At 74.9% G+C, this 13,846-nt stretch carries 13 protein-coding genes; 8 read left to right on the plus strand and 5 right to left on the minus strand.

The annotated features are described in order from the left end of the window. Positions 1–3: 3 nt before the first annotated feature. From ACZ7IF_RS02915 to ACZ7IF_RS02925, 3 genes are read left to right on the plus strand one after another with little or no spacing between them, the layout of a single operon-like run. Positions 4–1,368, plus strand: coding sequence for an alpha/beta fold hydrolase (locus ACZ7IF_RS02915; protein WP_470961945.1), 1,365 nt, complete (start codon positions 4–6; stop codon positions 1,366–1,368). 9 nt (positions 1,369–1,377) lie between these two features. Further along, a complete protein-coding gene (locus ACZ7IF_RS02920; RefSeq protein WP_470961948.1) occupies positions 1,378–3,294 on the plus strand; it encodes a peroxidase family protein in 1,917 nt (638 codons plus the stop codon). Continuing rightward, positions 3,291–3,500: a hypothetical protein gene (locus ACZ7IF_RS02925; RefSeq protein WP_470961951.1), complete on the plus strand. Its 210-nt coding sequence runs from the start codon at positions 3,291–3,293 to the stop codon at positions 3,498–3,500. The genes ACZ7IF_RS02920 and ACZ7IF_RS02925 overlap by 4 nt, the downstream gene beginning before the upstream one ends. 31 nt (positions 3,501–3,531) lie before the next feature. Here ACZ7IF_RS02925 and ACZ7IF_RS02930 read toward each other — a convergent pair whose 3' ends face one another. From ACZ7IF_RS02930 to ACZ7IF_RS02940, 3 genes are all read right to left on the minus strand, one after another. After that, a complete protein-coding gene (locus tag ACZ7IF_RS02930) occupies positions 3,532–3,891 on the minus strand; it encodes a hypothetical protein (RefSeq protein WP_470961954.1) in 360 nt (119 codons plus the stop codon). 121 nt (positions 3,892–4,012) lie between these two features. Then, the gene (locus ACZ7IF_RS02935) at positions 4,013–4,933 is read right to left on the minus strand and encodes a serine/threonine dehydratase (protein ID WP_470961957.1); all 921 of its coding nucleotides are present in this window, start codon (positions 4,931–4,933) and stop codon (positions 4,013–4,015) included. Between the two features lie 22 nt (positions 4,934–4,955). Then, a complete protein-coding gene (locus tag ACZ7IF_RS02940; RefSeq protein ID WP_470961960.1) occupies positions 4,956–5,612 on the minus strand; it encodes a TetR/AcrR family transcriptional regulator in 657 nt (218 codons plus the stop codon). Between the two features lie 191 nt (positions 5,613–5,803). Here ACZ7IF_RS02940 and ACZ7IF_RS02945 point away from each other — a divergent pair, with 191 nt between their 5' ends. From ACZ7IF_RS02945 to ACZ7IF_RS02960, 4 genes are all read left to right on the plus strand, one after another. Continuing rightward, positions 5,804–7,489 (plus strand): ricin-type beta-trefoil lectin domain protein, encoded by a 1,686-nt coding sequence (locus ACZ7IF_RS02945; protein WP_470961963.1) that lies wholly within the window; start codon positions 5,804–5,806, stop codon positions 7,487–7,489. 194 nt (positions 7,490–7,683) lie between these two features. Continuing rightward, positions 7,684–7,863: a hypothetical protein gene (locus ACZ7IF_RS02950; protein WP_470961966.1), complete on the plus strand. Its 180-nt coding sequence runs from the start codon at positions 7,684–7,686 to the stop codon at positions 7,861–7,863. Between the two features lie 39 nt (positions 7,864–7,902). Beyond that, positions 7,903–9,480 carry a molybdopterin-dependent oxidoreductase gene (locus ACZ7IF_RS02955; protein ID WP_470961969.1) on the plus strand — a complete coding sequence of 526 codons (1,578 nt, stop codon included), beginning with the start codon at positions 7,903–7,905 and terminating at the stop codon, positions 9,478–9,480. Positions 9,481–9,546: 66 nt separating this feature from the next. Beyond that, the gene (locus ACZ7IF_RS02960) at positions 9,547–10,578 is read left to right on the plus strand and encodes an alpha/beta hydrolase (protein WP_470961972.1); all 1,032 of its coding nucleotides are present in this window, start codon (positions 9,547–9,549) and stop codon (positions 10,576–10,578) included. Positions 10,579–10,620: 42 nt separating this feature from the next. Here ACZ7IF_RS02960 and ACZ7IF_RS02965 read toward each other — a convergent pair whose 3' ends face one another. Continuing rightward, entirely contained in the window at positions 10,621–11,877 is a 1,257-nt protein-coding gene (locus ACZ7IF_RS02965) for a cytochrome P450 family protein (RefSeq protein ID WP_470961975.1), read from the minus strand. 125 nt (positions 11,878–12,002) lie between these two features. Between ACZ7IF_RS02965 and ACZ7IF_RS02970 the strand changes: the two genes are divergently transcribed. Next, a complete protein-coding gene (locus tag ACZ7IF_RS02970) occupies positions 12,003–12,926 on the plus strand; it encodes an SDR family oxidoreductase (protein ID WP_470961978.1) in 924 nt (307 codons plus the stop codon). Here ACZ7IF_RS02970 and ACZ7IF_RS02975 read toward each other — a convergent pair. Next, positions 12,917–13,663 carry a class I SAM-dependent methyltransferase gene (locus ACZ7IF_RS02975; RefSeq protein ID WP_470961981.1) on the minus strand — a complete coding sequence of 249 codons (747 nt, stop codon included), beginning with the start codon at positions 13,661–13,663 and terminating at the stop codon, positions 12,917–12,919. The two genes, ACZ7IF_RS02970 and ACZ7IF_RS02975, sit on opposite strands and share 10 nt — an antisense overlap. Between the last annotated feature and the right edge of the window lie 183 nt (positions 13,664–13,846).

Raw genomic sequence — 13,846 nt, forward strand, 5'->3', positions numbered from 1 at the left:
GCCATGACCGAAGCCGAAGCGTCCGTCACCCAGCCGGACATCGCCTCCCTGCACCACGTGTGCCGCGAACTGGCCGAAGCGGCCGACGCGGTGCGCGACGCCGCGCGCTACGCCTCCCGGGTCGCCCTCGGCTCCCGGCTGCCGCTGGCGGCGGCCGGCCCGCGCCGGGCCCGCGCCGCGCAGCGCGAGCTGCTGCGCACCCTGATGGACCCCCGGGGCCTGGGCTGGGCCCCGCAGGGCGGCGCCCCGCTCGCCGGGGCGCTCTGGCTGGCCGGGGTGCTGACCAGCCGGGAGAGCCTGGCGGTCAGCCTCGCCGTCACCGGCCTCAAGGCCCGGATCCGGGCGGCGGCCGTGCGCCACCCGGAGCTGCTCGACAACCCGGCCACCTCGCGGGTGCTGCGCGCCATCGACGAGGACCGCCAGGCCGAGGCGGTACGGCTGTTCCGGGGCCTGCTGACGGAGAAGGGCGCGGAGTACGCCCTCGCCCTGCTGGCGCCGTCCTTCACGGACATCATGGCCTGGAACGCGCTGACCGACGAGAACCCCCTCAACGACACCGCCGGCTGGCAGATCGCCACCGGCCGGCCGCTGACCTCCGACTACTTCGTCGGTGTCAGCAGCTCGGTGTGGGCGTTCCTGAACCGGGGCCGCGGCCGGGCCGAGCCGCACACGCCCTCGGCCGCGCTGCTGGGCAGCATCGACACCTCGGGCACGATCGTCGGCTACGTCCGCAACATCGGCCGGATCGGCACGCGCGGCCTGCTGCTCGTCCAGGAGGTCGACGGTCCGGACGGCGAGCGGCGCTTCGTGGTCCAGCTGGCCGGAATGGGGCCGAGCTTCAACCAGGAGAGCCCGCAGGACCTGCTGGGCGGCATCGACGCGGTGGGCTCCATCGACACCACCTATACCCGTGCGGTGGTCAGGGCCCTGCGCCGGCTCGTCCCCTCCGGGGCGCAGGTCGCGCTGGTCGGCCACAGCCAGGGCGGGATCACCGCGATGAACCTGGCGGCGAGCCGGGACTTCAACGCGCTGTACACGGTGACGCACGTGGTGGCGATCGGTTCCCCGATCGACCAGAAGCGGGCCGCCGATCCGCGCACCCGGGTGGTCTCGCTCGTCAACGAGCACGACATCGTGCCGAGCCTGGAGGGCCGCTCGTCGGTGTCGCCGTACGAACTCCCGAAGGAGTTCACCGAGTTCACCTGGACCGACGACACCCACGCCTTCCCGCTGTGCCATGCCGCCGAGCGGTACGCGCACAACCTCGAACACGACGTCCCCCACGCGCGCACGCACGTCGACTCCGAGCTCGCCGCCTTCCGCGGCCGGGTCACCGGCACGCACCTCTTCACCCTCCACGACCGCTGAGGACCCCGCATGACCGACACCGACTCGCACACTCCCCCGACGGATACGGCGCCGGCGGCGCCGGAGCTGCCGGCCCAGACCTCCCGCCGGCACCAGCCGCCGCCGGCGGCGCCGCAGCCGTACGGCCCGCCCGGACTGCTGGAGCGGCTGGAGTCGGCGGCCTTCGCCCGGGTCAACCGCACCCGCGAGTGGTACGAACTGCCCGCCCCGCTCGGCCTGCTGAACCTGGCCGTGATCCGCGAGGACCTGCGCCGCCACAACCTGCACGACACCTTCGGCGCGGGCGGCGAGCGCGACCGCCGGCCCACGAAGCACCTCGCGCCGTACCGCTCGTACGACGGCTCGGGCTACGACCCGTACGACGAGGACATGGGCCGGGTGGGCACCCGCCTGGACCGCAACACCCCGCTGCACATGGCGTATCCGGACGAGGACGAGGCGCTGATGACGCCCAGTCCCCGCGAGGTCAGCCGGCAGCTGCTGGCCCGGCGCGGCTTCACCCCGGCGCCCACCCTGAACCTGCTGGCCGCCGCGTGGATCCAGTTCCAGAACCACGGCTGGGCCAATCACGGGGACAACGAGGAGGCCGAGCCGTTCACGGTCCCGCTCGCCGCCGACGACGACTGGGCCGAGCACGGCGGCAGCTGCCCGATGCGGGTGAACCGCACCCGCCCCGACCCGGTCGCGCACACCACGCCGGACGTGCCGCCGACGTACGAGAACACCGTCAGCCACTGGTGGGACGGCTCGCAGATCTACGGGTCGGACGAGGCCCGCTGCCGCTCGCTGCGCACCGGGGAGCACGGCCGGCTGATCGTCGACGGCGGCCGGCTGCCCGCCGATCCGCGGCCCGGGATGGACTGCCTCGACGCCACGGGCATGAACAGCGACTACTGGACCGGCCTGTCGCTGCTGCACACGCTCTTCGCCAAGGAGCACAACTCCATCTGCGACCTGGTCCGTTCGCAGCACCCCACCTGGGACGACGAGCGGATCTTCCACACGGCGCGGCTGGTCAACACCGCCCTCATGGCGAAGATCCACACCGTGGAGTGGACCCCGGGCATCCTCGACCACCCCGTGGTGCACCAGGCGATGCGCGCCAACTGGTACGGGCTGCTGCCCCGCTGGGTCACCAAGACCTTCGGCCGGGTCGGCGGCGAGGTCCTCAGCGGTTCCCGGGGATCGGGCACCGATCACCACGCCGCTCCCTTCTCCATGACGGAGGAGTTCGTCTCGGCGTACCGGCTGCACCCGCTGATCCCCGACGAGATCACCGTCCGCGACCACCGGCGCGGGGGGCGGCGCGAGGTCGTCGGCTTCGACGACATGCAGGGCGCGACCACGCGCACCGCGGTCGACGCGTACGGGATGAGCGACCTGTTCTACACCTTCGGCGTCTCGAACCCGGGGGCGCTGGTCCTGCACAACCACCCGGACGCGCTGCGCAACCTGAAGCGGCTGTCCGGCGAGCACATCGACCTCGGGACCGTGGACATCCTGCGCGACCGCGAGCGGGGCATCCCCCGCTACAACGCCCAGCGGCGGATGCTGCGCAAGCGGCCGGTCACCTCCTTCGAGGAGCTCACCGGCGGGCACCCGGGCGACACCCCGCTGCTGCGGGAGCTCTACGACGGCCGGCTCGACCGGGTCGACACCCTGGTCGGGAACCTGGCCGAACCGCGGCCGGCGGGCTTCGGGTTCAGCGACACCCTCTTCCGGGTGTTCGCGCTGATGGCCACCCGCCGCATCAAGAGCGACCGGTTCTTCACCACGGACTACCGGCCGGAGGTGTACACCGCCGAGGGGCTGCGCTGGATCGACCGGAACTCGATGGTGACGGTGCTGCTGCGGCACCACCCCGAGCTGGCCCCGGCGCTGGCCGGAGTGACCAACGCCTTCGCCCCCTGGAAGGAGCGGTCGTGAGCGGACACCCCGCCGACGGGCTGCGCAGCCACGCCGCCGCCCTGCGCGAGCGGGCGGACCGGCTGCGCGGCGCCTGTGACGGTCTGGACTGGAGGGGCCCGCAGGCCGATGCCTTCCGGGCCCGTGTCGACGAGCTGGCCCGGCGGTGCGCCACGGCCGCGGACGGGCTGTCGCGCTCGGCCGCCCGGCTGGACGGCCGGGGGTAGGGCCGCGGAGCGGTAGGGCCCGGTCCCGTTGCTACTTCATGCGGTACTGGGCCTTCTCCGCGAGTTTGCCGTCCTTGAAGCAGAAGCGGAGCACGTCCTCGGTCTGGCCGTCGGCGGCGGAGAGGTAGTAGGCGCAGACGCTGCCGGCGGGCTCGGCGGGGCCGCCGTCCTTGAGGGCGTCCTTGACGAAGTTGTCGCCCGAGGGCAGCTTCGCGCGGACCTCGCTCTCGGCGTCGCCGGTCTTCACCGCCTCGTAGACCTTCGGGTCGAGCAGGGTCTTGTCGGCTATGTCGAGGACCTTGGCCGCCCCGAAGAACAGCGCCACGAGGAGCCCCACCCCCAGCACCAGCGCGATACCGCACCCGATGAGACAACCCTTGCGCTGAGCCATGGCCCCGTTCCTCCGTGCCCTCGACGTTCCGGTGCGGTACGCACCGTCGTGTCGGAGCCTCGCAGGCACGCGTGGCCCGGTGCCGTACTCGAAAGTCTCGGTCCGGGGCGACGATCGTCGTTCAGAGGTCCCCGGGGTCGGTGTTGGCCCCGCACAGGACGACGGCGACCCGCTCGCCCAGCGGCTCCGGCGCGGTGCGCAGGGCCGCCAGCGCGGTGGCGGCGCCGGCCTCGACGACGATCCGGTGCTCGGCCCAGAGCGCCCTGCGGGCGGCGCTGATCGCCTCGTCCGGGACGAGCACCGACACGGCGTTCCCCTGCCGGGCCGCGGCGAGGGCGTCGGCCGAGACCCGGGGGGCGCCGAGGGAGTCGGCGGCGACGGAGGACACCGGGACGTCGACGGGTTCGCCCGCCTCCAGGGCGGCGTTCAGGGCCCGGCAGTGCTCGGGCTCGGCGGCGACCACCCGTACGCCGTGCTCGCGGGCGGCGGTGGCGACGCCGGCGAACAGCCCGCCGCCGCCGACCGCGACGACGACGGTGTCGAGGCCCGGCAGGGCGGCCCGTACCTCGTCGAGCAGGGTCCCGGCGCCGGCGGCGACGAGCGGGTGGTCGTAGGCGTGGCTACTCAGGGCGCCGCTGCCGGCGGCGAACTCCCGGCAGGCGGCGAGGGCTTCGGCGTAGCGGTCGCCGACGAGCCGTACGTCGGCCCCGTAGCCGCGCAGCCGGTCGACCTTGACGCGCGGGGCGTTGCCGGGGAGGAACACGGTGGCGGGGACGCCCTGGGCGCGGGCGGCCCAGGCGCAGGCCAGGCCGGCGTTGCCGCCGGAGGCGATGGTGACGCCGGCGGCCGGGAGGCGGCCTGCGTCGCGGTGCGCGGCGAGGAAGTTGTGCGCGCCGCGCGCCTTGAAGGAGCCGGTGTGCTGGAGGTATTCGAGGGCGTACCAGACGCCTTCGCGGGCGGGTACCACCGCGGCGGGCCGGACGGCGCCGGCGGTTCGGGCGGCGGCGGCGCGGACGGCGGCGTAGTCGAGCTGCTGTTCCATGGCGGTTCTGCCTTTCGCGGTCTCAGGGTGTGGCCGGCCCGGGGGCGGGCCGGGCTGCCTCGATGAGCCGGCGCAGGGCGCCGTAGTACACCTCGTGGTCGGTCAGCGGGGGCAGTACCTCGGCCAGTGCGCCGGTGAGGACCGGGAATTCGGCGGGGTCCAGGGCGGCGATGGCGGCCCGGGAGGCGGCGGTGACCCCGGCCGGGTCGCGGTGGTCGACGAAGGCGGCGCTGCCCAGGGTGAGCAGGTACATCCGCCGGTAGGCGGTCATGGCCTCGGCCGGGGTCATTCCGGCGGCGACGCCGTCGGCGAGGGCGGGTTCGACGAGGCGGGCCAGCAGCTGCCGGCCGAGCCAGGGGCGGCCGCCGCGCAGGGCGAGGAGTCCGGGGTGGGCGGTGAGCAGCCGGTAGAGGGCGCCGAACCGCTGTTCGGTGGCCTCGGCCCAGCCGGTGCCGGCGGGGACCTCGGGGAGCTGTCCGGCGAGGTGGTCGGTGCACAGGTCCAGCAGGCCGGCGAGGTCGGTGCAGCGGCGCTGGACGGTGGCGTGGGAGACGTCGAGCCGTTCGGCGAGGGCGCGGAAGCTGAGGGCCCCGGGCCCTTCCTCGTCGAGGACGCGCAGGGCGGTGAGGGCGATGGCCTCCGGGGTGGCGCGGTCCAGGGCGGGTGATCTCCTCGGCATGAGATACAGCGTATCAGCCGCCGTCACGTACGACGGCACCCAATCTCGCCCGCCACGGACGTGTGACATCGACTGCGGCCATATTGCTGGTCATTGAGCCATAACCATCGACTTATGTTGACAGCGGGTAGTCGCACCGCTGCACTGAGGCACGAATGTCCGCCGGTACTCCCCCACGCCAAGGAGACCCCGTGCCGCCTCGCCCGCGCGCCTCGCTCCCCTGTCTCACCGCGGCCGCCCTGCTCGCCCTCGTGCTCGTCCCCGCCCCGGCGGCGGCCGAGCCGACCGCGACCTGGGACACCCCGCTCGCCCTCACCCCGCCCATGGGGTGGAACAACTGGGCGCACTACATGTGCGACATCGACGAGGCCAAGGTGGTCGCCAACGCCGACGCCCTGGTCTCCAGCGGTCTCGCCGCCAAGGGCTACGACACGGTGACCGTGGACGACTGCTGGATGCTCAAGGAGCGCGACGCACAGGGGAACCTGGTCACCGACACCCGGAGGTTCCCGCACGGCATGGCCTGGCTCGGCGAGTACCTGCACGCCAAGGGGCTGAAGTTCGGCATCTACGAGGACGCCGGCTCCCTCACCTGCGAGCGCTACCCGGGCAGCGGCTCCCCCGACGGCGGCGGCCCGGACCACTACGCCCGCGACGCGCGGCAGTTCGCGTCGTGGAAGGTGGACTACGTCAAGATGGACGGCTGCAACCTGTGGGTGCCGCCCGGGAAGACGAAGGAGCAGGCCTACCGGGACGCCTACAACTCCGTCGCCCGGGCGCTGCGCGACAGCGGCCGCCCGATGGTGCTGTCCGCCTCCGCGCCCGCCTACTTCCAGCAGGGCGAATGGGGCGGCTCCGACTGGCACAAGGTCCTCGACTGGGTCGGCGAGACGGGCCAGTTGTGGCGCGAGGGCCGGGACATCAAGGTGTACGCCCCGAACGCCCCCGCCACCTCCCGGTGGAGCTCGGTGCTCGGCAACTACGGCTACAACCGCTGGCTCGGCCGGTACGCGGGCCCCGGCAACTGGAACGACCCCGACTTCCTGATCGCGGGCGCCCCCGGCCTCACGGACGCGGAGAGCCGCAGCCAGGTCGGGCTGTGGGCGATGATGGCGGCCCCCTTCATCCTGTCCTCCGACGTGTCCGCGCTCACCCCGGGCGGGCGCGCGGCGCTCGGCAACACCCGGCTGATCGAGCTGGACCAGGACCCGATGGGCCGGCAGGGCGCCGTGGTCTCCTCCAACGCGACCTTCGAGGTGCTGGCCCGGCCGCTGGCGGACGGGGACCGCGCCGTGGCCGTCCTCAACCGCTCCGGCAGCGCCCGGGACGTCTCCGTGCCGCTGGCCGACGTCGGACTGCCCGCCGCGTGCGTGGTGGACGCCGAGGACCTGTGGACCGGGCGCCGCACCGAGGTGGTGAACGCGCTGACCGGGCGGCTCGGCGCGCACGACACGGCCGTGTGGCGGCTCACCCCGCGGGGCTGCGCCGAGGCGGTGCCCACCGGGCAGATCAACGGGCTCGGCGCCAAGTGCGCCGACGGGGCCAGCACCAGCGGGGTCGGCTCGGTGGTCCTCGGCACCTGCACCGCCGGGGCCGACCAGCGCTGGACCCTGGGCGGCGGCGGGCGGCTGAAGCTGGCCGGCGAGTGCCTCACGGCCCGCGCGGGCGGCCTGGTGGAGCTGGCGGACTGCGCCCCGGGCCGGCAGGCGGGCCAGAGCTGGAGCCACCGGCGCGACGGGGCCCTGGTCGAGGAGTCGAGCGGGCAGTGCCTGACCGCCCCGGCGGCGCCCGCGACCCCCGACGCCCCTGCCGAGCGGCTGCGGCTGGCGGCCTGCGGCGACCACCAGGTGGACCAGGCCTGGTCCCTGCCGGTCTAGGAGCACTCCGGTCCAGGAGTACTCCGGCGGGGAGCCGCCCGGCGCCATCACACTTCCGGGGGAATCGGCGCCGGGCGGACCGCGCGCGGCGGGGGTGCCGGGTTCACTGGCCCGGACCGGAGGGGCGGCCGCCGGAACGATTCGGCGGCCGCCCCTTCCCGATGCGGGCCACGAGGCGACAGGAGTGCACCGACATGTCCGAGACCGCGCACGAGCGCACCCAGACGCCCGCGCCCGCCGCCGGCATCACCGACGGCGTCGTGGAGCTGCGCAAGCGCCGCCCGGCCGGTCCCGCCCCCGAGGGGCGTGCCGCGGGCGGGGGCTGCGGTTGCGAGGCGGTGCGGGCGCAGCCGCCGGGAGCGGCGCGTCCGTGAGGGTTCCGGGGCTACCGTGACAGGACGGAGGTGCTCCGGATGACCCGTGTACGGGGGGACCGAGGCCGGCGCCGGGCGGGCGTCGTCTCCGGCCTGGCCGCGGCGTTCGCCGGGCTGGCCGTCGCGGACCTGGCGGCGGCGTTCGTACGCCCCGAGGCGGCCCCGCTCACGGCGGTCGGCGGGGTCGTGGTGGACCGTACTCCGGCGGCCGTGAAGGAGTGGGCCGTACGGGCCTTCGGCACCTCCGACAAGCTGGTGCTGACCCTGGGGACGGTGGTCCTGCTGGCCGTGCTCGCCGCGACGGCCGGGATCCTCGCGCTGCGCCGTCCCCGCGCGGGCTGCGCGCTCGCCGCCTCGGTGGGGGTCCTCGGGATGGCGGCCGCCCTCGGCCGGCCGGGGGCGGACCGGCTGGACGCGCTGCCCTCGCTCGCGGGCGGTGCGGTGGCGGCCGGCGTGCTGTACGCGCTGACCGCCGTCCTGCGCCGGCCCCGCCCGGCGGCCGGCCGCCCCGGCGGGACCTGGCCGCTGGACCGGCGCGCCTTCGGCCGGCTGCTGGCGGCCACCGTGGCCGCCTCGGCGGCGGCCGGATACGCGGGCCGGCGCCTCGGCGCCCACGGCGCGGCCGGGGCCACCGCCTCCCGGGCGGACCTGGTCCTGCCGCCCCCCGCCGTCCCCGCGCCGCCGGTACCCGCCGGGGCGGACCTGCGCGTGCCGGGCCTGGGGCCGTTCCTCACCCCCGCCCGGGACTTCTACCGCGTGGACACCGCCCTGGTGGTGCCCCGGGTCGACGCGGACTCCTGGCGGCTGGACATCCGCGGGGAGGGCGTCGCCAGGCCGCTGACCCTGACCCTGCCGGAGCTGCTCGCCCGGCCGCTCGTCGAACACGACATCACCCTGTGCTGCGTCTCCAACGAGGTCGGCGGCCCCTACGTCGGCAACGCCCGCTGGCTCGGCGTACGCCTCGCCGACCTGCTGCGCGAGGCCGGGGTACGGCCGCCGTCGCGGGGCGGGCCCGCCGACCAGCTGGTGGCCCGCTCGGTGGACGGGATGACGATCGGCACCCCCGTCGAAGCCGTGATGGACGGCCGGGAGGCGCTGCTGGCCGTCGGGATGAACGGGGCGCCGCTCCCGTTCACGCACGGTTTCCCCGTACGGATGGTCGTCCCGGGCCTCTACGGGTACGTCTCCGCCTGCAAGTGGCTGCGCGAGCTGCGGCTGACCACCTTCGACGCGTACGACGCGTACTGGGTGCGCCGCTCGTGGGCGCGGGAGGCGCCGGTGAAGACCCAGTCGCGGATCGACACCCCGCGCCCCTTCTCCCGGCGCCCGGCCGGCCCGCTCGCGGTGGCCGGGGTCGCGTGGGCACAGCACCGGGGGATCGCCCGGGTGGAGGTGCGGGCCGACGGCGGACCCTGGCGGGAGGCCCGGCTCGGGGCGGCGGACGGGGTGGACACCTGGCGGCAGTGGGTGTGGCCGTGGGAGGCGCCGCCCGGGCGGCACACCCTGGAGGTCCGGGCGACCGACGGCCGGGGCGAGGTACAGCCGGAGCGGCGTACGGGCACCCTGCCCGACGGGGCGACGGGCTGGCACTCCGTCACGGTGGACGTCCGCGCGTAGCGCGGCGGGACCGGGCATGGTGAGGGGGTACGCCGCCCTACGTCCCGCATCCCAGGAGCCGACGCCGTGGAGCTGACCGGCACGTCGTTCCTCGTCACGCTGATCGCGGCCACCGTGCTCGCCATGCTCCTCGCGCTCCTGCTGTGGAACCGGGTGCCCGGCCCCGTCGCGGGCCGCTGGGCCGCCCGGGTGATCATGCTCGGGCTGTGCCAGCTGACGGCGATCTGCGTGGTGGCCGCCTGGATCAACGCCGGATACGGGCTGTACGCGTCCTGGGACGACCTGCTGGGCACCGGCGGGCGCGGCGCCTCCGCGATGACCGGGCCGCCCGTGGGCCGGGCCAGGTTCACGCCGGGCGCCGACGGCACCCGCAGCACCTATTTCCGGGGCAGCCACTCGAAGCTCGCGGGCCAGGTGATCGTGTGGACCCCGCCGGAGTACGACGCCCCGGGCGCGGACAAGACCCGGTTCCCGGTGCTGGTGCTGCTCCACGGGTATCCGGGCTCGCCGGGTTCATGGTTCGGCCTCGGTTCGATGCCGGACGCCCTGGAGCAGCTGGTGGAGCTCGGCGCGGTGCGGCCGTTCGTGCTGGTGGTGCCGGAGATCCATCCCGGCGGGGTGAACACCGACTGCAGCGACACCCCGTCGCGCAAGGTCGCCACCTGGCTCGCGCGGGAGGTGCCCGACCTGGTCGCGCGGAACTTCCGTACGCTGCCCGGGCCGAAGGGGTGGGGGCTGATGGGCGTGTCGACGGGCGCGTTCTGCGCGGTGAAGCTGCCGCTCCAGTACCCGGGGGTGTTCCGGGCGGGCGCGGCCCTGGACCCGGACCCGCTGACCGGGGACCCGGAGGTGCTCGCCGATCCGGTGCTGCGGGAGCGCAACAGCCCGATGTGGCTGGTCGGGCACGCGAAGGGGGCGGACGTCGGGCTGTTCCTGGCCACCTCCGCACAGGACGAGGACAGCCCGCCGCGGCAGCTGGCGGACTTCACCCGGGCGGCGCAGGGCACCGGGATCCGGGTGAAGACGCTCGTACGGCCGTCCGGGGCCACAACTTCCAGACCTGGAGCGCGATGTACCCGGACGCGCTGGGCTGGCTGAGTACGGAGCTGTCCGCGCCGGCCGCCCCTTCGTAGGCGGTGCTCAGCCTGCGGTCAGGCGGACGGGCAGGGACTCGACGCTGTTTCCGATGAAGCTGCGCTGGTGCGGGAGTTCCGCCTCGGGGACGGCGAGGCCGAGGCCGGGGAAGCGGGTGAAGAGCCGCTCCAGGGCGACGGTGGCCTCCAGCCGGGCGAGGGGGGCGCCGACGCAGTAGTGCGCGCCGTGCCCGAAGGAGAGGTTGCGGGCGGCGCCCGGGCGGGTGACGTCGAACCGGTCCGCGTCGGGGCCGTGGACGGCCTCGTCGCGGCCGGCCGCCGTGTAGCCGGCCAGGACGGGCGTCCCCCGCGGGATCACGGTGCCGTCGAGGGTCAGGTCGCGGGTGGGGTAGCGGAAGGGGAACCAGCTGACCGGCCCGTCCCAGCGCAGGGTTTCGTCGACCACGTCCGACCAGCTCGCCTTGCCGTCGAGGACCAGGGCGAGCTGGTCGCGGTGGGTGCACAGGGCGCGGACGGCGTTGCTGATCAGGTTGAGGGTGGTCTCGTGGCCGGCGACGAGCATCAGCCGCATGGTGCCGATGAGTTCGGCCTCGCTGAGCCGGTCGCCGTCGTGGTCGCGGGCCGCGATCAGGGCGCTGGTGAGGTCCTCGCCGGGTTCCGCGCGGCGGGCGGCGGCGATGGCGGCGATCAGCTCGACGAGTTCCCGTACGGCGGCCATGACCTCGGCGGGCGGGATGTCGGTGGAGATGATCACGGTGTTGGAGAGGTGGTGCAGCCGGCCCCTGTGTTCGGGGTCCACGCCGAGCAGTTCGCAGATGACGCCCATCGGCAGCGGCAGCGCGAAGTGGGTGCGCAGGTCGGCGACCCCGTCGGCGGAGTCCTCGGCGGCGCGGGCGAGGCCGTCGAGGAGTTCGTCGGCCAGCTCCTGCACGCGCGGGCGCAGCCGCTCCACCTGGCGGGCGGTGAAGGCGTTGCCCACGAGGGAGCGCAGGCGCCGGTGGTCGGCGTCGTCGGCGGTGTGCATGCCCTGGGCGTTGGCGAAGACCCGCAGCGGCCAGTCGGCGGGGACGGTGCCGTCGTGCAGGCCGGGGAAGTGGCGGGCGTCCTTGGCCACGTCGGGGTGGGACAGGAACTCCTTCAGCTCCTCGTGGCCGAGTACGACCGCACCGGGTATGCCTCCCGGGAGGACCACCTCGGCCACCGCGCCCCGGGCGCGCAGCCGGGCGTTGAGGGCGTGGGGGCAGCCGCCGGCGGGGTCGATGACGTGGGCCTGGGGGTGCGCGTGCGCGCGGTCGGGTGACAAGCGGGCTCTCCTGAGGTTGGCCGGTTGGACGAATCCCGGCCAACAGTGCGGCCTGAACGGGGTGTTGTACAAGCCCGGCCGGGCCGTGTCCCGGGGGCGGACCGCGCCGGGCGTAGGGTCGGGGCATGCCGAGTGAAGAGCGGGACCTCGAAGGCGGGGTGGCCCTGGTGGCCGGGGCGACCCGGGGCGCGGGGCGGGGCATCGCGGTGCAGCTGGGGGCGCGGGGCGCGACGGTCTACGTGTCGGGGCGCAGTACCGCCGGGCGGCGTTCGGAGTACGACCGGCCGGAGACCATCGAGGAGACGGCCGAGCTGGTCACGGCCGCCGGCGGCCGGGGCGTCGCGGTGGTCGCGGACCATCTGGAGCCCGGGCAGGTGGAGGCGCTGGTGGGGCGGATCGACGCCGAACAGGGCCGGCTCGACGTGCTGGTGAACGACATCTGGGGCGGGGAGCACCTCTTCGAGTGGGAGAGCCCGGTCTGGGAACACGACCTGGACCAGGGGCTTCGGCTGCTCCGGCTCGCGATCGACACGCACGCGGTGACGAGCCATTTCGCGCTGCCCCTGATGCTGCGCCGGCCGGGCGGCCTGGTGGTGGAGATGACCGACGGAACGGCCGACTACAACGCGACCCGCTACCGGAACTCGTTCTTCTACGACCTGGCCAAGTCGGCGGTGCTGCGGATGGCGTTCTCCCTCGGGCACGAGCTGGGTCCGCGCGGGGCGACGGCGGTGGCGCTGACCCCGGGCTGGATGCGTTCGGAGATCATGCTGGAGGCGTTCGGGGTGACGGAGGAGAACTGGCGGGACGCGCTGGAGGAGGTCCCGCACTTCGCGATCTCCGAGACCCCCTCCTACGTGGGGCGCGCCGTCGCGGCGCTGGCCGCGGACCCGGAGGTGTCCCGCTGGAACGGGCAGTCCCTCTCCAGCGGGCAGCTCGCGGGGGTCTACGGGTTCACGGACCTCGACGGGAGCCGGCCCGACGCCTGGCGGTACATGGTGGAGGTCCAGGACCCGGGGCGGCCGGCGGACGCCACCGGTTACCGCTGAGCCCGCTCCGGACGCCGGAACAGGGCCGTCCAGAGGAAGGGTTCGCCGAAGAGCGGGGAACCGGCGTCCTCGTCGCGCATCCGGCGCAGTTCGGCCTCCTCCAGGCCGGAGAAGATCAGGCGCAGCGACTCGGGGGTGTAGGCGAGGCCGCCGCCGAGGCCGCCCTGCCGGTAGAGCTCGGCGTCGGGCAGTTCGCAGCCCATGGCGCCGGAGGCGAAGCAGGTGAGGGCGAAGTGGCCGCCGGGGGCGAGGACTCGGTCCAGGAGCGCCAGGTAGCTGACGCGGCGGTGAGGCGGCAGGTGGTGGAAGCAGCCGGAGTCGTAGACCAGGTCGTAGGGGCCGCCCAGTTCGGCGGCGGTGAGCCGGAAGGCGTCGCCCCGGTGGAAGCGGACGCCCGTGGCTCCGGTCTCGCGGGCGCGCTCCTCGGCCCAGGCGACGGCGGCCGGCGACAGGTCGACGGCGTCCACCTCGAAGCCGAGGGAGGCGAGGTGGAGGGCGTTGCGTCCGGGCCCGCAGCCCAGGTCGAGGGCGCGCCCGGGGCGGATCAGCCCCCTCTCGGCGTACGAGACGAGGTTCTCGTCCGGCTTCGCCACGAAGAACGGCACGGGCTTGGAGCGGTCGGCGTAGAAGCCGTCCCACCAGGAGGCGCCGCCGTCCGTCCAGCGGTCGGCGTCCTGCGCGAACAGCCCGTCCAGGAGGTCCAGTACGTCCTCGGCCGAGCGTATGGTGCGGTCCATCAACTCCCCTTTCGCCAGGGGGAGATCATATCCCGCAAGGGTGTGAAACCGCAGGTCGGAGGCGGTGCGGGAAGGTCGCGGGCGGGTCCGTGGAGGGCGGTCGGGCGGGGGTGGGGCCGCCCCCGCCCGGGCCGGGGCGCGCGGCCGCCCCGGGGGCCCCCGTGGGCGCCCCCAGGGCCGTCC

It is taken from the genome of Streptomyces sp. NPDC037421 (assembly GCF_055602105.1).